Genomic DNA, 17,816 nt, shown 5'->3' on the forward strand with positions numbered 1-17,816 from the left:
CGCGACTGGGCATGCCGACGAGTGCCGGTGTGCGGGAGATCATTCCCCGACTTCCCCGTTTCGCTGAACGCCATCCGCTGCTACGAATCGATGTCGTGCTCGACGACCGTCGTCAGGACCTTGTCCGCGACGCAGTCGATGTCGCGATCCGGACCCGCTCGCAGCAGGGCACAGAGGCCTTGAAACGTTTAGACGTCAATGCGCCCCGGCAGGGGTCGGTTATTGCCCGCTCAGGCGCGATCGTTTCGATCGCAAAACGTGGAAGGTCCCGAGGGAAGTGTCCGTTGTGTAGCGTTGATGCAGCAGATGATGCGTCAACGCCGAACTTGGACGAATTGCTGCGAAGCTGAGCCGAAGGTTACCGGCACAGACGCAAGAAAAAATTCCGCGCGGCAGGTAGTGGTTTTAGAACCCGCCCGCTTGCTCAGAAAGTCTGCCAACTGTCCACGTCATTGGTGGCCATGCCGTTGGGCAGCGAAGCAGGCACCGGCTCGGTACGCTCCATTGTCCGCGTGCGGGCAGTCTGAGTTTGGGCCAGGACGCGGGCCTTCGCCGTGCCTCCCGAACGACGCGCGACCGGCAGCACGGTCTTTGGCGGCTCCGCCGCCCAGGTAGCCGCGCCACCTTCGACGTTGAACACCGACACGGCCCCGCGCAGTTCCTGCGCCTGCTGCGCCAGCGCTTGCGCCGCTGCGGATGCCTGCTCCACCAGTGCCGCGTTCTGCTGCGTGACCTCGTCCATCTGCGTGATCGCGGTGTTGACCTGTCCGATGCCGGTGCTCTGCTCTTCAGAAGCCGCCGCGATCTCGTTCATGATGTCGGTGGTGCGGCGCGACGCTGTCACGATTTCGTCCATCGTCCGGCCTGCATTTTCGACCAGCTTCGAGCCTCTCTCGATACGTGTCACCGACTCCGTAATCAGCTCCTTGATTTCCTTCGCGGCGCTCGCACTGCGCTGCGCCAGCGTGCGGACCTCGCCGGCCACGACCGCGAAACCGCGGCCCTGTTCGCCGGCGCGCGCCGCCTCGACAGCCGCGTTCAGCGCGAGGATATTGGTCTGGAAAGCGATCCCTTCGATGACGCTGATGATCTCGGCGACCCGAGCCGAACTCTCCGCAATCTCGTGCATGGTCGCAACGACATGGCCGATCTCCGCGCCGCCACGTTGCGCGACGCCGGAGCCGGTTTCGGCCAACTGGCTCGCCTGTCTGGCGTTGTCCGCGTTCTGACGCACGACGCTGGTCAATTCCTCCATGCTCGACGCGGTCTCTTCCAGCGACGCAGCTTGTTGCTCGGTGCGCTGCGATAGATTGGTGTTGCCTTGCGCGATCTCGGCGGCGGCGATCGTAATCGATTCGCTCGAACGCTTGATGCCACGCACGATACCGGTCAGTTGCTCTTTCATCTCGACCAGTGAATGCATCAGGCTGCTGGTGTCGCCGGTCTTCAGGGGCACGGCAATGTGCAGATTGCCCGCGGCGATCGCACTGGCCATCGCCGCCGCTTCCCGCGGCTCGCCGCCGAGCTGTCCGACCACCCCGCGAGCGATCAGCAGCGCCACGCCCAACGCAATCACAGCGGCGGCGGCGCTGAAGCCGATCGTCAACGCAATCGCGGTGTGATATGCATCGTTGGCGCTCGCGCCTTCGTGCGCGGCGCCTTGCTCATTGATGGCGACGATCTTGTCGATATTCTTTGCGAGCGCGTCGCGAACCGTGCCCGCCTGCCCCGTGAGAATGCTCATCGCTTGCGCCCGGTTGCCAGCCTTTGCCTGCTCGCGCACCTGGCGATCGAGATCCAGGTACTGGGGCGCAAGCGTCCGTATTTCCGCATAAGCCGTCTTCTCATCGGGCTCCGAGATGAGCTTTTCGTAGGCTGCGCTGGCGAGCCGGAACTTCTCGACACGCGGATCCATCCTCGATTCCACCGCTTGCACTTCGTCGGCCTTGTCGGTCGACGCCATGCGGAACTCCGCGAGACGGATCTGATTCAGCGCGTTCTGCATTTGCAGACTGGTGCTGACGCTGGCCGACCATTTGTCGCGCAACGCTGCCACGTGATCATTTTCCGCACTGATCACGCTGAGCGAAAACACGCCCAGACCGACCAGCAGGAGGATGACTACAGCAAAAGCCGAGACCAGCTGCGTCACCACTCTCATGTTCTTCAGATACGCCACGATGTTTTCCTGTACGCCCGCGACCTACTCGTGGCTTTCGAACCGGTGGCGCGCGTCCATGCCCGTTTCGGCCTCGTCGTCGAATTAAGTAAAGCTAACGTAGGTATTTACGACGAGTTCCCATGAAACTTTAGGTGCGTCGACGTAGCCGGCAGCCTGCCGGCACGGAAGGTCTTGCATCGCCCCGTCACGGTCTGCCGCACATCCGCGAAGCGGACGTTCGATTGGCGCCTCGCAGTGCCATTCACTCGGACTGGCATAGCCGCAGGTCCATCCTCCCTGGACCTTAGGTCAGATGCGTCGAGCAGGACATCAGACTGTCGAGCTTATCGACGGTGCCACAACCTTCAAGCGGCGTGTAGACCGTGAGCTTCCGTTCGGAGCCGTCCAGTAGCGCGAAACTGGTGTATTCAAAAGTCATCGAGCCTTTTTCCGGATGATTGATGCGCTTGAGGTTCGATAACGGATTGAGCACCTCGTGCTTGGGCCACCAAGCATTGAACTCGACGCTACATGCTCGTAACGTCGAAATCAGTCGCCGGAAATCAGGATCGCCGACATAGCGCGCGCTGTCGAGGCGAAACATCGCGACGGCCGCTCGCGCCAATATCTCCCAGTCAACGAGCAGACGGCGGTGCTGCTCGTTCGCAAATACCATGAACATCAAATTGCGTTCATCGGTTGCGATCCGCGCGTAGTCGCCGAACACCCGTGAAGCGGCACGGTTCCATCCGAGGATGTCCCAGCGCGGCCCGGTCACATACGCGGGCTGCCTCGTCAGGCTATCGAGCATCCGCTGCACCGGTTCCTCCAGTTTTTCCGAATAAACGGGCCTGATGTCCGGTGACGGCCGATCGCTCAATACGAACAGATGCTGTCGCTCCACCGCGTCGAGTCTCAAGGCATTCGCGATCGCCACGAGTACCTCCCGCGAGGCACGCACGTCGCGCCCTTGTTCGAGCCACGTGTACCACGTGGTGCCGACGTCCGCGAGCATCGCCACTTCCTCGCGGCGTAAGCCCGGCGTACGGCGCCGGAGACCCTCCGGCAGTCCGACCATTGCCGGACTCAGGCTCTCGCGTCTTGAACGCAAAAATGCGCCCAGTTCGGCGCGACGGCTTTGGGTGCTATGGATTGGGTCACTCGTCGTCATCGTGGTAGTCGTCAATACCAGTATCGATCCAAAACTGCTTACCGTCTGGAAAAGCGCAGAGCATGTGCGGGAGATCGACTGTCGATCTTCGATGCCGGTCCGCACGGCTTCCGAGGCCCGGAATCTTTATAGAACGGAGAACTCAATCATGTCACAACATGTTTTTATCGTCGGTGCATCTTCCGGTATTGGGCTGGCTACTGCCAGGCGTCTTTTATCTGAAGGCTACGCGGTTACGATCGCGGGACGAAGTCAAACCCGATTGGCCGAGGCAAAGGTTGCGCTCGACAATGCCGCCAACACGGTCGAGTTCGATGCGTCTTCCGATAGGTCGAACCTCGCAAGAATGTTCTCGCAGATCGGGACGATTGACCATCTGGTACTCGCCGTTGGCAGCAGCAAAGGAGGCGGTCCGTTTCCTTCCGTGAGTCTCGACGATGTACGCATGGGATTCGAGGAAAAGGTCTTTCCTCATATCGCATGCGCGCAGGCAGCCCTTTCGTCGATCGCGGAGAACGGAAGCATCACGTTTATTTCTGCCGTGACGGCGCACACGGCCATGCCCGGTACCGCAGGTCTTGGCGCCGCGAATGCGGCGATTGCCGCAATGGTGCCTATCTTGGCGGCGGAGCTCAGGCCATTGCGGATCAATGCAGTATCGCCCGGCGTAATCGATACGCCGTGGTGGGATTTCCTGCCGGCGCAGGACAAGGCGTCCGTGTTTGCTGGTTACGCAGCGAAAACGCCTGTGGGACGAGTTGGCCAGCCCGACGATATTGCTCGCGCCATCGCATTTTTAACTTCAAATACGTTCATGACGGGCCAAACCATCGTGTGCGATGGTGGGCTCGGTTTGAGTTCATAAGTAGCGTTGGGGATTAGCCGGTCGATACCGACGGCTAACGGAGGCGACCGGCTGCTCCTGGCCGGCTTCCGCCTGATGGGATTGGCAGTAGCCGACCCACTCCGGTCGTCTGGTTTGCTTCATATCGGACGTTCAGCGCCGAAAACTCCGGCGTTATCGAGCATCTGAATTAGTTCTTCAGGATAGACGGTCTCGGTGGTGCTCAACAGTTCCTCTCGGCTCCACCATTGATGATCCGCCATCACGTCCTTCTCTTCCGCGGTCCAACTGTCGCGTGAAATGGATTCGGTGTCGGTATCGACGACGAAATACTGCTCGACGGCGAACACGTGCTCACCGTCCGGCAACTGCAAGAACAATTCGCGTCGTCCCACTGGCTGTGATACCCGCGCCTTGCGAATGCCCGTTTCTTCGCGAAGCTCGCGTATCGCCGCGTCTGCAAACGTCTCGTCACGCTCGACACCGCCGCCCGGCGTTGCCCAATAGGCCGTACCAGCGAGCGCGCCAGTCTTGTGGACGAAACGGAATAACAACACGCGCCGCTTTGGAGTGGTTATTAGAAGCCTGGCCGATGGCCGCTCGCGCAACGGACTTGCAGCTTTCTCGTAGAGTGACCATATATAGCCACCGGCTTTTGGCTCGGCGTACTGCCCTACGCGGATGAACCCAAGCGATTCGTAGTAAGCGCACAGCATTGCGTTGTGGACGGCGCAGTCGAGTCGAATAAAACGCCGATTCAAGGCGCTAATTTTGTTACCGCACCAATCAAGCATAAAGCTACCGAGCCCACGTCCGTTAAAACCCTTCCGAACCGAAAGGCCATGGACATACCCGGCGATCGGTTCTTGAGGCCCCCAATGCTTGTCCTCATCTAGAACGAGTGAAAACGTTGCGACTGGAGTGCCCTCCAGTTCAACTACATACACTTCCTTTTGAGAGACATTGTTTCGTACCCAGTTTTCCGAAAATCCGTCCCCGTCCTTCCCCCACGCATAGTCGCGGTACGCTACCTTCTTCGCATGCGCATCGTTACGAATCTGTGTAAGCACAGGTACGTCATCTGCCGTTGCGCGGCGGATGCTTTTCGAGGCCATCGCTCATATCTCCGTTGAGAAGCTGACAACGCCTTGTAAGGTGAACTGCACTCGAACCTAAGATGCGAGATTTTCAACGATTTACATGCTGTCGTCGACCGTCCGTTTCTGGCCGGAAGTCGTCGGTCGGCGCTCGGGGCGGCTTGACCGGCGAATTTCGACCCGAAGCGGCCCTTGGGAGCCGCGAGAGCCGAACGGCGGCTCTGGCTGGGCAACGGACGGCACGACGAGGACTCGACCCTATGGCGGGTTCGGTGCCGAATACAGCGACACTGCAAGTTAATTTGATCCCGGTCTCCCGATCCCGGGCGAGCCACCTAGATCTCCATCAAAAAGAGAGCCCTGCGCTGGCGAAAAGCGATGCCCCCACGTTACTAACCAGTTGCGACCCGACCGCGATTGCACCTAGAACGATGCCACTGGTTTCAATGTCGAGAAGTTGCGTTTGAAAGTAAGTCGATAAAGTTCACGATCAAACGACAGTCAAAAGCGGATTTGCGTCTGCAAAGAAAACACATGCGAAATTATTTATTGTTAGTGCCGCATCCTTTTCATCATCAAGAGATTTTAAATATGTCTTTTCGGATGCGGACAATGCTTTTAGTGTAGCGTTAATCGTTGTTTTTCGTCCCATTGCGCTCGTCATGCGCGTAACCGAATTTAGAAGTATATCTAAATATGAATGCAAATTCTCAACCAAAACATCGAGGTCTCCGTGCGCCGTTGCACTATGCATTAGCGTGTTCCGGGTGATATATATTCGCCGTATTTGCCACTCCAACCTTTTTCGGTGCCTAAGAAGCTCCTCTTTCACCTTTTTGCGTGTTGAAAAATTTTCGAACAAGGAAAACATTCTATATCGCAACAATGGAGAAACAGTCGGTAGCTTTAAAAGCTCATCGAGCTTATCCGAAAACTCAGGGCATACTATAAGTGCCGCGACATTTTTCTCAAAAGCGTCGCCACATGGGAGGCTGTTTATAATAGAAATGGCTTGCGCGCCTGCATTTTTGATGCCCATCGCAACATACCGAAACTTCTTTTCCGCATATACCAATATTTGGGGCGGCAAAATATGATCGAGCACCGAGCCAATTCTAGGGCTTTCATCAATAGGTTGAGGTACGAAGCCTTCTAACGCCGCCCACAAATCGATGAGCTGATTCTCTAGAGAACTTGAATCTAGCGCCTCCTTATGAAACCGAAGCGCAGAAATCAATGATTTTCTTGAGGATTCTGATAAATTTCCGATGGCGGAAATCAAATCCTTAGTCCTAGTTTCGTCGGTAATCGTAAGAGTTTGGGAGGTCTGGCCACGTAGCATAACATTGGTCGGACGCTTGATCCGTAACTCTTTCCCGGACTCTACATCTTTAATTAGGCAATCCTGCCCGAAATGTGCTACGGGAGAGTGATTTAAAAATTGGTAGATGGAGTTGTTTGCATTAATCGAAACAAAAAATCTTTCGCGGGCACTAAAAGGATCACAGGCTTCGATCTCAGTGCGCACTGCGTACATATCAAAGCCGCCTTGTTGCTGAGATACGCTATCAGTGAGCTCAAGTAAAGAAATTTTGTTAAAGCCGGTCGGATCTTTAATGAACTCCAACCGACCAGATCGTTCCGTCTCTTTTGGCAGATTCAACTTGCATCGAGCTATTGCTGTATATTTTTTTTGATCGCCAGTAAATTTTGAAAAAAACTCCAATACAACCGTCTCGGCATCGATGACATCTTGCATCGAAAGTTTTGCCGCAAGACAATTCTTCGATATATGTCGTATGTACTCTCGACTGTAGCCAAGTGTCTGGAGTTGGACAACAAGACTATCGCTCACAGCCGAGATTTTTTTCTTTTCCTTGTGCGCAAGAATTGAATTCAGCAAAAGCTCTTGAGTAGAGGTTATATAATTGGATAACAAGCCAATTGCACCAGCCAAAGAGTCGGCGGCTTCAATTATCAAACGTGGTTTGTTTTCTGAAATAGCCTCTTTGACCTCCTCGACCATGCGAAGCAATACGTTTTTGTTTTGCATCGCCTGAATAACGTAGTCGTTTCTAATGCTGTCAGCAAGCTCCTCTAGGAGTGGATTAAGAGCCTGTGGTTTCTGAGTCGTTGCGTAAGTGTGCCGGAGCAGTCGCTCCAGTTCCCGCGCGCGGCCTGGCGAGTTTAGCGCTGATACCTTGAAAGAATCGTCAGTGGAGTGAGCTAGGAGCTCGCGCATCCGCTCAGAGAAAAATATGAGCCCTTCCAGTGCATCTTTGTTGTGGGCATTGTTCACGCGAACTGTTTTCATAGTAATCCCCGGTATCTGTAAGCCTGCTGTCGCAGGAGAAATCGTATCTCACTGTCTGGCACCGGGGAAGTTTTGGAGGCTACCGATGGCGGTTACGGCTTTTTACGAGTAGCGAAGGCAGGGACGTCCGAAGAGAGTTGTAGATCTGACGTTTGGATGGCAGCCGAAGAACGCAATCGAGAGACCGTAGATGGCCGGATCGAGTCCTCCGCGCTTCCCCAAAGCGGCCATTCGATTTCGCGGGCACGCGCCGTGGCCGACGGCAGTTGCCCCTGCCTGCCTCGCCACTAGCAGCGGCCGACCACTGCGGATCGAAGCCGACGCCCGCTCATCTCGCCCTTGCTATGTGAGATTCAACCCGCCGTCCGATAGCAGAATTTCTCCGGTCAGGTAGTCCGAAGCGACCAGCATCGCGACGGCTTGAGCAATATCTTCGGGACTCGCTGAGCGGCGCATTGGGGCCCGTTTTTTCCACAGATCTCGCGCTTGCGTCCAGTCTGCGGTCAATGGCGTGTCCACCAATCCGGGAGCAACACCATTTACTCGAATATCGGGTCCAAGGGATAGTGCCAGCAAACGGGTCATGTGGTTGAGGGCAGCCTTAGCGGCCGAGTACGGAATTGACGCGCCCTTAGGCCGAACACCTGCATGGGAACTGATGTTGATCACGCTACCAGGGCGGCCTCGCCGAGCTGCTTCACGTAAGGCTGGTTCCGCTTCAGCTATCAAACGAAACGGGGCGATTACGTTGACCTCGTGCAGCTCTTGCCAAATAGCTGGTGTAGCTGCAGCCAGATTCGCATGGGGGATAACACGGCTGATCCCGGCATTGTTGATGAGCACGTCGAGTCGCCCCCAAGCCGCAACAGCTTCGCGGATAAGTCGCACTCTGTCCATGTCTTCGGCTAAATCGGCCTGTACGTAGATTGCGGAACCGAGTTCACGGGCCATTGCTTGCCCTGTTTCCGCCGAACTACGCGAATGCAAGACAACAGCGAATCCGTCACTTGAGAGCCGCCGAGCGATGGCAGCGCCGATGCCGGAAGTTGAACCAGTGACAAGAGCCACAGGACGCTGAATGGTCATAGACACTTCGATAGGTTTAAAAACCGCCTGATTGTCCCCAATCTCGGACAGGCTGTCCAATGACCGATCCTGGCCGGCCTGCGACGGTCTCGCCCCGTAGGATGGCGGCGGACCGTGTTCGACCCGAAGCGGCCCCTCGTTCCAGTGACAACGCTATGGCAGCTTCCAAATTGGATCGGCCATTCGTGCGGCGATGTACGAGTGACCGGAATTCGGCAAGTAATTCACTTTGAAGTTGGAGTATTACCCAAGTAAGAGCAGGAATTGGAATCGTCCACCGATGACTTCAGACTGGCCAGACATGGCGAACTTCGCTTATTGCGCTCGGATTAGCCAGAGTCGCGAAGCGACTGATGACACTCCTTGGCGGGAACGCTAGAAGCTTAAAGACTAGGCGATAGTCCACCATCGATTCGCAGATTCACGCCGGTAATGTATCCAGCAAGCGGACTAGCGAGGAAGGCGATGGCATCCGCAATTTCGTCCAGTCGGCCAACCCGGCCAACGGGAACCTGAGCAAACATAGGTAGGACTGCACGTTCTATCACTTCCCATGGCGCGTCTTTATTCGCCACGCCGCGCTCGGCTGCGACCTCACGGAAACGGCTATCGAGGGCGGAACTGTGTATCGTGCCGGGAGACACGGCGTTGACCGTGACCCCGTCTGCCGCCACCGCCTTTGCCATCGATGCGGTCATGGCGTTCATAGCAGCCTTGCACGCCGAATAGTCGGGTGCCGTCGGCGGCGGCATCGTCGCGGCGAGGCTCGAAATGTTAATCACACGTCCCCACCTGGCCTGCTGCATGCCCGGCAGCAGCAGCTTCGCGACACGAAGGGCAGCCAGGACATTGCGATCATATGCGGACGTCCATGAGCCCGGCTGTGTGTTTGCCCAACTCTCTTTTGAGCCACCTGACCCGCCTGCGTTGTTGATCAAAATATCGATCGGGCCTGCGAGCTGTACCGCATCCTCGACCAATCGCTGGATATCAGCGTCGTACGTTAGATCGCCAGCCACCACGTAGGCGTGGCCGCCCTGCGCGGTAATCTCATTGGCTACATTCTCCGCCTTGGCTCTATCGCGACCGTGAACGATGACGATCGCCTTCTCTTGTGCGAGTTTCCGGACAATGGCTTCGCCAATGCCTTTGCTGCTCCCGGTGACCAGCGCCTTCTTCCCATACAATTGCAAGTCCATCGCACGTAACCCATTTTCTAGTTGCTAAGATCTTTCAGGGTAGGGACAGATAATGGACGAAACAAGTACGCACCTTTATGTGCCCATCCCGCCGGAGGCACGGGAAGTTTGTCTCGGACCCGACGGATCGGTTGCGCACGTAACAAGGGTGATACGCATGATCCACGGCCGATGGAAGCTGCCAATCCTCTTCAGGCTCTACGCCGATCCATCGATGCGAACCTTGCAGTTGAAGCGGGACTTGCCAGGCATCTCGCAAAAAATGCTGACCCAACATCTTCGAGAGCTAGCGGAAGATGGCTTGGTCGACAGAGTCGACTTCTGTGAGAAGCCTCTGCGGGTCCAGTATCAGTTGTCAGAAATGGGCAGGCAACTGTTGCCCGTCCTCATAGCGGCGCGTAGCTTCTCGATTCATCACCCCGCTTAATGGGCGGCAGGGCGCAGGATGGATGCGATCACGGCACTCACGCGCCGACCCGTCCCCTTACTGCCCCCCGCCGCTCTTTCGTGGAGATTGCGGGCAACGGCCGTACAGACGCGTAGCAGCCGTTGAATCTTGAAGTTCCAAACGACCCTTATCAGGCTGCTACCCGACGTTCGAATGTCCAACGGCGTCATCACGTGAACGTCGCCTCTTGGTCGACCAGCGACTGTGGCCGTTGACACCGTGGGGCGTCGCGCGACAAGGCGGCTCTCAGTGCGTTTTGATGTCTACGCGCTGCTGAACCGCGGCATTCATCGCCTCAAAGTTCCGTTGAGTTTCCTCGATTACGTCTTTCGTCAACCGCCCAACGAGCAGTCCCGAAAAGGACTCCGTTTGCTCCAGACGGGTACCGCCAGTTACGGCCGTGAGGTGGATGCAATGTGTACCGTCGAATACGCCGCGAATCCATACACTGCCACGCCAGCACAGGTCTTGCTCCGGATGAACGATCAGAACAGTCGGGTTAAATATCATCGCATCCGGTCCAGTGCCCAGCACGATACGGATTGTCTCTCCCTCCCTGAACTCGCCGTCAACACGAGTAATGAAGGGATTCCAATCGGGATACGCGGTGCTGTTCGATACGACCTTCCAGACATCGGCAGGCGTCCGATCAATGAATGTTTCAGCATGCGCGCTAATATCTTCGTGCAGAAAAAACAGGGGCCCAATAATCCCGACGACAATGACAGCGATGCCTTTCAGTAGCAATCCCCGCAAGCCCATATTCGCCTCGCAATCGGTCGAAATTACACCGCTACAGTTTTGAACGCACAGATTGTTGACGATCTAGCCAGCGACGTCGAGTGTCTGAAGCTGGCCGCATGCGGTCCGATGCCGACTTCCGTACACGACCCCGAACGGCCCTTCACTCTTCTCCAATCCAGTCGTTCATTTTGCAATTTCGGCGGATTCAAGGAGCCAGCCGAGAATTATCTGACACGGCGAAAGCCACACACTGGAGGTGACGACAAAGTTCACCGAGACGCTCAATAAACTGGTCGCGAGATGATGTTGACCATGCCTGACCAGAGTGCAGAGCGAGATGCGCGGAACCCACCGGGTCATTCGCCAGGGTGACTTCCAGACTATATTCCTCGCGATTCACGAACAGGCCGGTTGTAGCTCCCGGGAACTTGGCTTCAAAGATTCTCCGGACGGACTCGGCATCGCCCAAAGGGCTTACTTCGCGGACGGCGCTCAGACTTTCCGTATCGAGATTCGTTGGTCTAATGGTGATGATGTCAAAACTCATTACCGGTCCTTGTACGAGTTAGATTATGCAGGCGAGTTCCGAGGTTCTCCGGCGAATTGTCGACGATCTATGCGCCGATGTCGAACGTCCCTTCTTGGCCGACTACAGACAACCACCCAGCAACGCACGGTGCGTCACTCGCCCCCTATACCAAACGGCCAACGCTCCATCAAACGCACATAACCATCACCCATCCCCAGCCATCCAAGGCTAAAGTGGGCATACGTTCACGCGCGATTACCACGCGTCCGGAAGGCAACCAAAATCCGCCTCCCCGACTCGAAAACCACGCGTAAACGAGCGCGGCCCGCAGGTGCTACCAACACCATACGGACCGCTGACCATCACCAACTCGACCAAGGAGTTAGCCATGGCTGACACGAATCATAACGCACTCGTTTTGTTCCCCGACCGCTCCGTGACCATTCGGGAGTCTTACCGCTACATCAACGCGGACTTGGATCAAAGCACCTACCCGTCGATGAGAATCAGAGGAAAGTGGCTTGAGGACGCGGGTTTCGCCCCACCGCAGCGGGTACGAATCGAGGTAACGCTGGGGCGCCTCGTCATCACGCCGATTCCGGAAGAGGATTGCGATCACCTTGGGCGGGACGGCTTTCCGATCCTCGATCGGCAAACCGGCCTGAGGCGCCGCATGAGGTGTCCGGCCAATGATAAAAACAAACCGAACGCCTTCACCGCTTAACAGCCGAATCGTCTTCCAAACGAATCGACAAAGACGAAGCACGCGACAGCCACGTCGGCTGCGCGTGCCATCAGGCAAAACAGTTCCTTGCCAAAAGCCACTGAACACGCCCTGAAACTTCGTGTACCACCTTGCCAATTTTCATCCAGGACGGTCAGTCAGTCGAAGCCGGCCCGGCCGTCACCTTCATGTAGTTCTTTATCTCAGGCTGGCCAAGGGCAAGCACGTTGAGCATGGCAACCCCCAGCCTGCGCGCAAACTCGTCATCGATCTGATAATCGAAATCATCCAGGAGAATCGGCATTTCGAGCTTGCCTGTCACCAATGGGGCAACCTCGGCCGGATCAACGGCATGGACCGTCAGCATCCGCCGATCTTCTGCATAGGTCAAAACCACTGAATAGCGTGAATGGTTTGCCATCCGTATCCTCTGCACCGTTAAGCATTGTCGAACGCCCTATGCTCGCACAACGCTTGGCCGCGCCCCTCGTCACTTCCCCACCCGCGTCGCCCCCACCGCCTTCCCCGACCGATGCGAAGGCGCAAACAACCGCAACCCGCTAGCCACGCTCGCCGCCGCCGAGAACCCGGCCCCCAGCGCCAACGCCAGCGTCGGCCCGTGCCGCCCCACAATCCCGAAGCACAGCGCCACCAGCGCCGCCCCCGTCGCCTGCCCGATCAGCCGCGCCGTAGCGATAATCCCGCTCGCCCCACCACTGCGCTCGGGCGGCGCGCTCGCCATCAGCGCCTTCAGGTTCGGCGATTGAAAGAACCCGAACCCCGCCCCGCACAGCGCCATCCGCCAGACGATATCGGCCACCTGCGGATACGCCGGCAGCGCCGCCAGCAGCGCCATCCCCACCGCCAGCACGGCCAGCCCCACCGCCCCGAGCAAGCCAGGCGGATAACGATCCGACAACCGCCCGGCCACCGGCGCCGCGAGCGCAACCACCACCGACCACGGTGTCATCAGGAACCCCGTCTCCACCGCGCTGCGATGCAGCACGTCCTCGAAGTAAAACGGCAGCGAAACGAACGCAAGCCCCTGCGCCGCGAACGAGCACACCGCCGTGACCGCCGACAGCGTGAACACCGGCCGCCGGAACAGATCCACCGGCAGCATCGGCGCCGCATGCCCGGCCTCGCGCCGCACCAGCAGCCAGCCGAACCCGAGCGCGACGCCGGCCGCGCCGAGGCTCAGCGCCAGCGGCCCGCGCTGCGCGGCCTCGCCGAGCGCGAAGATCAGCGCCGCGAACGTGATCACGTTGAAGCACGCGGCAACCGGATCGAACGCGTGGCCGCCGCGCGGCGTCTGCGGCAGCGCGGGCATCGCCACCACGAGCGCGGCGACGCCGAGCGGCACGTTCACGGCGAACAGCCAGGGCCACGCGGCCACCGACAGGATCACCGAGGCCACGGTCGGCCCCACCGCGAACGACACGCCGACGATCAGCGCGTTCAGGCCGAGCCCGGCGCCGAGCCGGTGCGCGGGATAGAGGCAGCGGATCAGCGCGGCGTTGACGCTCATGATCGCGGCGGCGCCCAGGCCCTGCACGATCCGCGCGGCGGTCAGCATCGGCAGCGTGCTGACGAGCGAACAGGCGAGCGACGCGGCGGTGAACACGATCAGGCCGCCGATATACACGCGCCGGTGCCCGAGGATGTCGCCGAGCGCGGCGAGCGGCAGCAGCGTGGCGACCATCGCGAGCTGGTACGCGTTGATGATCCAGACGGAGGCGGCGGGCGCCGTGTGCAGATCGGCTGCGATTGCAGGCAGCGCGGTATTCGCGATCGCGGTATCGAGCGTGGCGAGCGCGACCGACAGCAGGATCGCGATCATCGCGCGCCAGTTGAACGCCGGCTCCGCGGGGCGGCTGGCGTGGAGAGTTTCGGACAAGGCAGGACTCGGCGGGACGGGCAGTGCGCGACGCGCACCGCGGATGGAACGACGCGGCGGCGCGCCTGCATCGATTCCGATCGTCAAACGCGCCGCCGCCTCGGCATTGTTACAGAGCGTCGTGATTCTTGCTCGCTCGCGGTGCCAATGAAAGCGCGTGGAAAGGCAAAAACCCGAAACCATGTCGGCACGCTGTCGGCACGCTGTCACAAGCGCCATTTCAGCACGAAACATGCGATGCAGCGGCTGGAAACGCCGTGCGGCCCCACCCGTTCGAAGCACTCGCGAAGCACACGGTGCCCGGCACGCCGGCGCCCCCTAACCGCCCGCGCCGCGATCGAGCGACGCCGCGCGGATCGCCTCCCCCGGCGCCGTAAAAGTCTGCTGCCTGAGCTGCGCGATCCGCGCATCGCGATCCTGCGGCGCGAGCCCCTGCGCCGCGATCCGGTCGCGCTCGGCCGCATAGGCTTGATAGCGCGTCTGCCACGCCTCGTCGTCCTGCTGCATCTGCGCGGCGCGCGCGGCCGCCTCGGGCCCGAGCGTCTGCGCGATCTGCGCGCGCATCTGGTCGGGCGTCGCGCCGGCCTTCTGCAGGTCGGCGATCTTCGTCACCGCGTCCTGCTGCGCATGCAGCGCCGCCTGCTGCGCGCGCTCGTCCGGCGTCAGCTGCGCGTCGAGCGCGGCAAGCCGCGCGGCCTTCTGCTCGGGGCTCAGCGTGGTGTCGTTGGCGATCCGGATCCGTTCGAGGTCATGGCGCTGCCGGCGCTGCTCGTCGCCGAAGAACGGCTCGGCCCACTCGCCGAGCGTGCGGTCGGCCAGCGCCGCGCGCTGATCGAGCGCGAGCTGCATGGCGGCCGGATCGAGCTTGTCGCCGAGCACCGCGCCGTCGCCGGGCAATTGCGCGAGCGCGTCGAAGTAGGCGCGATAGCGGCGCCAGACGCCGAGCGCCTCCGCTTGCGCGGGGCTGCCGTCAAGCTGCGCGGCGATCTCGCGCCGCACCAGCGCATCGAGCGCGGCGGGCGTCAGTTCGCCCTGCGCGGTCAGGCAATAGTCGAAGAACTCGCGCACCGCGCGCGTCCTCGCGAGCCCGCCGCCGGCGGCCAGCGGCAGGCGCGGCGCATGCGAGCCGGCCAGCGCGCCCGGCAGCGCCGCCGGCAACGGCATGGCGGCCTCCGCCGCGCCGCTTGCCGCGGCGGGCACGCCGGCCGCCGGCCCGCCCGCGACGGCACCGGCCGGCGCGGGCGACGGGGCGGCGGGCCGAAGCCACAGCACGACCGCGGCACAGGCGGCACACGCGACGAGCCCGGCCAGCGCGAACGACGCGCCGCGCATCGGGCGCGCGGCCAGCCCGCCGCGCGCCGGACGATCGGCCTGCGCCATCACACGCCCTGCAGCTTGAGCCGGTTCACGTGCGTGCGGATCACCGCGACCGGATCTTCCGCGTTGGCGCCGCGCACGCCGAGCAGCTGGTTGATCTCGTCGAGATGGTTCCAGTGGTAGCTGGTGCTGATCACCTGCCCGAACAGCGAGCTGCAGCGCGAGACGAGCCCGTCGTTCTGCCCCGAGGCGCGATTGATCATCACCGCGCCGGTGGCGAGCAGCGCGAGCGTGGACGGGTCGGTCACGTTCGCGACGTCGAGCGTGCCGGTGCTGGTGTCGGTCGCGCCGGTCACGCCGAGCACGGTGGAGGTGGGCTGGATCGCGGTGCCGCCCCACGAATAGAGCAGGTGCTGGCTGCCGCCGACGGTTTCGGTCGCGGCGCCCGTCTGGCACGAACCGGGCGCGCCCAGGCCCGCGCTCGGGAAGTTCCGGTTGTAGGTGGCGGTCTGCGCGGTGGTGAGCGTGCGCAGCGCCGCGAGCGCATCCTGGTCGGTGTTGTGCGAGCTGCTGACGAGCGTGCCGAACACGTTGACGAAGGCGGCGATCACCGTCGACGAGAGCCCGGTCGGATCGGTCTTCAGCACGTCCTGCACGAAGTCGGCGAACTCGGAGCCGCGATGCGGCGTGCCGATCGTCGTCACCGACGCCACCAGTTGCGGCGCCACGGCCGCGACGTAGCGCGAGGTCAGGCCGCCCTGGCTGTGGCCGATCAGGTTCACCTTGGTCGCGCCGGTGGCCGCGAGCACCTGCTTCACGTAGGCGAGCAGCTGCTCGCCGCGGCCGTTCGGCCCGTCGTCGCTCTGGAATCCCGAGAGATTCGCGACGTACACCTTCGCGCCATGCGATTGCAGATCACTCTGGATTCCGTACCAATAGTCCACCACGTTCGCGAACTTGTCGGTGCCCGCGAGGCCGTGGACGAGGATCACCGGATAGCGCGTCGCCGCGTAGGTGTCCGCCGCGACGGCCGCGGGCGACGCGGCCATCGTCAACCCGGCCGCGCCGGCCAGCGGCATCACCGCCAACGCCCATGCCACCGCCCTCGCCGCCACCCTGGAACGCATCGATCTGACCATGTTTATCTCCATCGTTATCGGTTACGTCGATCGGAATGCCACGCCGCGCGGTGCCGCGCCGTTCTCAGGTCGTCGGGCACGCTCGAGCGGCAAGTGCGGAGTGAAACATGGCGGCGCGGCTCCTGTCTGCAATCAGACGGCCGTTTGGATAGGCGTCTCTACTCGATGGACAGCGCCGCGCGCGCGCGGCGGGTGGACATATGACGGCGCGGATGCTGCGGCGCGCAAGCGGGCGCGATCGATCCGGTGAATGGCGTGCCGCGCGCGCGCCACGCGGGCGCGGGCGGCGATCAGGTTGCGGGCGCAACAATCACGCCGATTGCCGACGATTGCATCGCGAATCGACATGACACGGCGCGAGACGTATTGCGGCGCAGCGCGAAGGCCGCGCCGCGCGCGAAACGCCTGCGTTCAAGGTGAATTCGGAACGGGTCGGGGATGAACCCGGAAGCGCGTCCGGGACGCGCCCGGGCTCAAGGCAGGATCCGGCGCAGCGCCGCGTCGCGCTTCACGAAGTGATGCCAGAGCGCGGCCAGCGCATGCAGCGCGATCACGTAGTAGAACGCATTGCCGAGGAATTCGTGGATCTCCTTCAGCGGCCCGCGCAGGGCCGGGTTCGGCCCGAACAGCGTGAACGACAGATGCAGCGGTGCGATCTCCACCGGGTGCCCGCCCATGTTGACGAACGCGATGCCGAGCAGCGGCTGGCCGAGCGTGAACAGATACAGCATCAGGTGCGCGAGCTTCGCGAGCAGCGCGAGCACGAAAGGCTGCGGCAGCGGGTCCGGCCCGCGCGACGAGAACCGCCACAGCACGCGCAGGATCGACAGCGTCAGCACCAGCGTGCCGGCGGCGAAATGCACGCTGGTCCAGAACGTGCGGCTGTCGGTGCCCTTCGGGCCGCGAATCTCGATCGCCAGGTATGCGAGCGCGACGAGCAGGACGATCAGCCAGTGGAAAGCGATCGCGGGGCGGTTGTAGCGCGGCTGGGTCGCGAGGATGTTCTTCATCGGGGCTTCGGCGAGCGGGTATTGGTGGGATGAATGGGAGGCGTGCGGCGGCGCCGGTGGTCCGCCGGCTGCCGCGGTGCGATTGTACCGGGCGCGCCGCACGTCGGACGCATCCGCGCCGTCGCGGGGCAATGAC

18 protein-coding genes are annotated in these 17,816 nt (G+C 60.8%); 4 read left to right on the forward strand and 14 right to left on the reverse strand.

Features of this window, described 5'->3' with window-relative positions; genetic code table 11:
- Positions 1–11: 11 nt before the first annotated feature.
- A complete protein-coding gene (locus bpln_RS37990) occupies positions 12–350 on the forward strand; it encodes a type 2 periplasmic-binding domain-containing protein (RefSeq protein WP_244131953.1) in 339 nt (112 codons plus the stop codon).
- A 74-nt stretch (positions 351–424) separates the two neighbouring features.
- Here the strand turns inward: bpln_RS37990 and bpln_RS38215 are convergent, their stop codons facing one another.
- Together bpln_RS38215 and bpln_RS27255 are read right to left on the reverse strand one after the other, a co-directional pair.
- Positions 425–2,179 carry a methyl-accepting chemotaxis protein gene (locus bpln_RS38215; RefSeq protein WP_063891340.1) on the reverse strand — a complete coding sequence of 585 codons (1,755 nt, stop codon included), beginning with the start codon at positions 2,177–2,179 and terminating at the stop codon, positions 425–427.
- Between the two features lie 286 nt (positions 2,180–2,465).
- The gene (locus tag bpln_RS27255; RefSeq protein WP_055140559.1) at positions 2,466–3,332 is read right to left on the reverse strand and encodes a helix-turn-helix transcriptional regulator; all 867 of its coding nucleotides are present in this window, start codon (positions 3,330–3,332) and stop codon (positions 2,466–2,468) included.
- Between the two features lie 148 nt (positions 3,333–3,480).
- Between bpln_RS27255 and bpln_RS34575 the strand changes: the two genes are divergently transcribed.
- A complete protein-coding gene (locus tag bpln_RS34575) occupies positions 3,481–4,197 on the forward strand; it encodes an SDR family oxidoreductase (protein WP_082465540.1) in 717 nt (238 codons plus the stop codon).
- A 119-nt stretch (positions 4,198–4,316) separates the two neighbouring features.
- Here bpln_RS34575 and bpln_RS38485 read toward each other — a convergent pair whose 3' ends face one another.
- The 4 genes from bpln_RS38485 to bpln_RS27275 all read right to left on the reverse strand — a co-directional run bounded on the left by bpln_RS38485 (position 4,317) and on the right by bpln_RS27275 (position 9,872).
- Positions 4,317–5,291 (reverse strand): bifunctional GNAT family N-acetyltransferase/NUDIX hydrolase, encoded by a 975-nt coding sequence (locus bpln_RS38485; protein WP_082465454.1) that lies wholly within the window; start codon positions 5,289–5,291, stop codon positions 4,317–4,319.
- A 472-nt stretch (positions 5,292–5,763) separates the two neighbouring features.
- The gene (locus bpln_RS36220; RefSeq protein WP_148654196.1) at positions 5,764–7,572 is read right to left on the reverse strand and encodes a hypothetical protein; all 1,809 of its coding nucleotides are present in this window, start codon (positions 7,570–7,572) and stop codon (positions 5,764–5,766) included.
- A gap of 357 nt (positions 7,573–7,929) precedes the next feature.
- Complete coding sequence (locus tag bpln_RS27270; RefSeq protein WP_055140560.1) at positions 7,930–8,673, reverse strand: SDR family NAD(P)-dependent oxidoreductase; 744 nt, start codon at positions 8,671–8,673, stop codon at positions 7,930–7,932.
- A gap of 383 nt (positions 8,674–9,056) precedes the next feature.
- Positions 9,057–9,872, reverse strand: coding sequence for an SDR family NAD(P)-dependent oxidoreductase (locus bpln_RS27275; RefSeq protein WP_055140561.1), 816 nt, complete (start codon positions 9,870–9,872; stop codon positions 9,057–9,059).
- A gap of 157 nt (positions 9,873–10,029) precedes the next feature.
- Between bpln_RS27275 and bpln_RS38005 the strand changes: the two genes are divergently transcribed.
- On the forward strand, positions 10,030–10,299 hold the full coding sequence (locus tag bpln_RS38005; protein ID WP_226993677.1) for a winged helix-turn-helix transcriptional regulator: 270 nt from the start codon (positions 10,030–10,032) through the stop codon (positions 10,297–10,299).
- Positions 10,300–10,566: 267 nt separating this feature from the next.
- On the opposite strand, the gene bpln_RS27285 is transcribed toward bpln_RS38005, so the two are convergent.
- On the reverse strand, positions 10,567–11,082 hold the full coding sequence (locus tag bpln_RS27285) for an SRPBCC domain-containing protein (protein ID WP_055140562.1): 516 nt from the start codon (positions 11,080–11,082) through the stop codon (positions 10,567–10,569).
- A gap of 187 nt (positions 11,083–11,269) precedes the next feature.
- A complete protein-coding gene (locus tag bpln_RS36225) occupies positions 11,270–11,611 on the reverse strand; it encodes a hypothetical protein (protein WP_141755210.1) in 342 nt (113 codons plus the stop codon).
- A gap of 370 nt (positions 11,612–11,981) precedes the next feature.
- Between bpln_RS36225 and bpln_RS27290 the strand changes: the two genes are divergently transcribed.
- Positions 11,982–12,317: a SymE family type I addiction module toxin gene (locus tag bpln_RS27290; RefSeq protein WP_082465455.1), complete on the forward strand. Its 336-nt coding sequence runs from the start codon at positions 11,982–11,984 to the stop codon at positions 12,315–12,317.
- A 154-nt stretch (positions 12,318–12,471) separates the two neighbouring features.
- On the opposite strand, the gene bpln_RS27295 is transcribed toward bpln_RS27290, so the two are convergent.
- From bpln_RS27295 to bpln_RS27315, 6 genes are all read right to left on the reverse strand, one after another.
- Positions 12,472–12,738: a hypothetical protein gene (locus tag bpln_RS27295; RefSeq protein WP_042628286.1), complete on the reverse strand. Its 267-nt coding sequence runs from the start codon at positions 12,736–12,738 to the stop codon at positions 12,472–12,474.
- 69 nt (positions 12,739–12,807) lie between these two features.
- Entirely contained in the window at positions 12,808–14,157 is a 1,350-nt protein-coding gene (locus bpln_RS27300; protein ID WP_055140563.1) for an MFS transporter, read from the reverse strand.
- Between the two features lie 375 nt (positions 14,158–14,532).
- Complete coding sequence (locus bpln_RS27305; protein ID WP_055140564.1) at positions 14,533–15,594, reverse strand: lipase secretion chaperone; 1,062 nt, start codon at positions 15,592–15,594, stop codon at positions 14,533–14,535.
- Positions 15,594–16,670, reverse strand: a complete 1,077-nt coding sequence (locus bpln_RS27310) for an alpha/beta hydrolase (RefSeq protein WP_042628289.1) — start codon at positions 16,668–16,670, stop codon at positions 15,594–15,596. Before bpln_RS27310 ends, bpln_RS27305 begins: the two co-directional genes overlap by 1 nt.
- Before the next feature lie 132 nt (positions 16,671–16,802).
- The gene (locus tag bpln_RS36230) at positions 16,803–17,018 is read right to left on the reverse strand and encodes a hypothetical protein (protein ID WP_123863796.1); all 216 of its coding nucleotides are present in this window, start codon (positions 17,016–17,018) and stop codon (positions 16,803–16,805) included.
- A 125-nt stretch (positions 17,019–17,143) separates the two neighbouring features.
- Positions 17,144–17,680, reverse strand: a complete 537-nt coding sequence (locus tag bpln_RS27315) for a cytochrome b (protein ID WP_042628290.1) — start codon at positions 17,678–17,680, stop codon at positions 17,144–17,146.
- Between the last annotated feature and the right edge of the window lie 136 nt (positions 17,681–17,816).

It is taken from the genome of Burkholderia plantarii (genome assembly GCF_001411805.1).
Lineage (GTDB): Bacteria > Pseudomonadota > Gammaproteobacteria > Burkholderiales > Burkholderiaceae > Burkholderia > Burkholderia plantarii.

What these genes read in the sequence shown, in the direction of transcription:
- bpln_RS37990 (WP_244131953.1), top strand. Translation starts at nt 12, where the DNA reads ATGCCGACGAGTGCCGGTGTGCGGGAGATCATTCCCCGACTTCCCCGT.
- bpln_RS27255 (WP_055140559.1), bottom strand. Translation starts at nt 3,332, where the DNA reads ATGACGACGAGTGACCCAATCCATAGCACCCAAAGCCGTCGCGCCGAA.
- bpln_RS34575 (WP_082465540.1), top strand. Translation starts at nt 3,481, where the DNA reads ATGTCACAACATGTTTTTATCGTCGGTGCATCTTCCGGTATTGGGCTG.
- bpln_RS38485 (WP_082465454.1), bottom strand. Translation starts at nt 5,291, where the DNA reads ATGGCCTCGAAAAGCATCCGCCGCGCAACGGCAGATGACGTACCTGTG.
- bpln_RS27270 (WP_055140560.1), bottom strand. Translation starts at nt 8,673, where the DNA reads ATGACCATTCAGCGTCCTGTGGCTCTTGTCACTGGTTCAACTTCCGGC.
- bpln_RS27275 (WP_055140561.1), bottom strand. Translation starts at nt 9,872, where the DNA reads ATGGACTTGCAATTGTATGGGAAGAAGGCGCTGGTCACCGGGAGCAGC.
- bpln_RS38005 (WP_226993677.1), top strand. Translation starts at nt 10,030, where the DNA reads ATGATCCACGGCCGATGGAAGCTGCCAATCCTCTTCAGGCTCTACGCC.
- bpln_RS27285 (WP_055140562.1), bottom strand. Translation starts at nt 11,082, where the DNA reads ATGGGCTTGCGGGGATTGCTACTGAAAGGCATCGCTGTCATTGTCGTC.
- bpln_RS36225 (WP_141755210.1), bottom strand. Translation starts at nt 11,611, where the DNA reads ATGAGTTTTGACATCATCACCATTAGACCAACGAATCTCGATACGGAA.
- bpln_RS27290 (WP_082465455.1), top strand. Translation starts at nt 11,982, where the DNA reads ATGGCTGACACGAATCATAACGCACTCGTTTTGTTCCCCGACCGCTCC.
- bpln_RS27295 (WP_042628286.1), bottom strand. Translation starts at nt 12,738, where the DNA reads ATGGCAAACCATTCACGCTATTCAGTGGTTTTGACCTATGCAGAAGAT.
- bpln_RS27300 (WP_055140563.1), bottom strand. Translation starts at nt 14,157, where the DNA reads ATGATCGCGATCCTGCTGTCGGTCGCGCTCGCCACGCTCGATACCGCG.
- bpln_RS27305 (WP_055140564.1), bottom strand. Translation starts at nt 15,594, where the DNA reads ATGGCGCAGGCCGATCGTCCGGCGCGCGGCGGGCTGGCCGCGCGCCCG.
- bpln_RS27310 (WP_042628289.1), bottom strand. Translation starts at nt 16,670, where the DNA reads ATGGTCAGATCGATGCGTTCCAGGGTGGCGGCGAGGGCGGTGGCATGG.
- bpln_RS36230 (WP_123863796.1), bottom strand. Translation starts at nt 17,018, where the DNA reads ATGTCGATTCGCGATGCAATCGTCGGCAATCGGCGTGATTGTTGCGCC.
- bpln_RS27315 (WP_042628290.1), bottom strand. Translation starts at nt 17,680, where the DNA reads ATGAAGAACATCCTCGCGACCCAGCCGCGCTACAACCGCCCCGCGATC.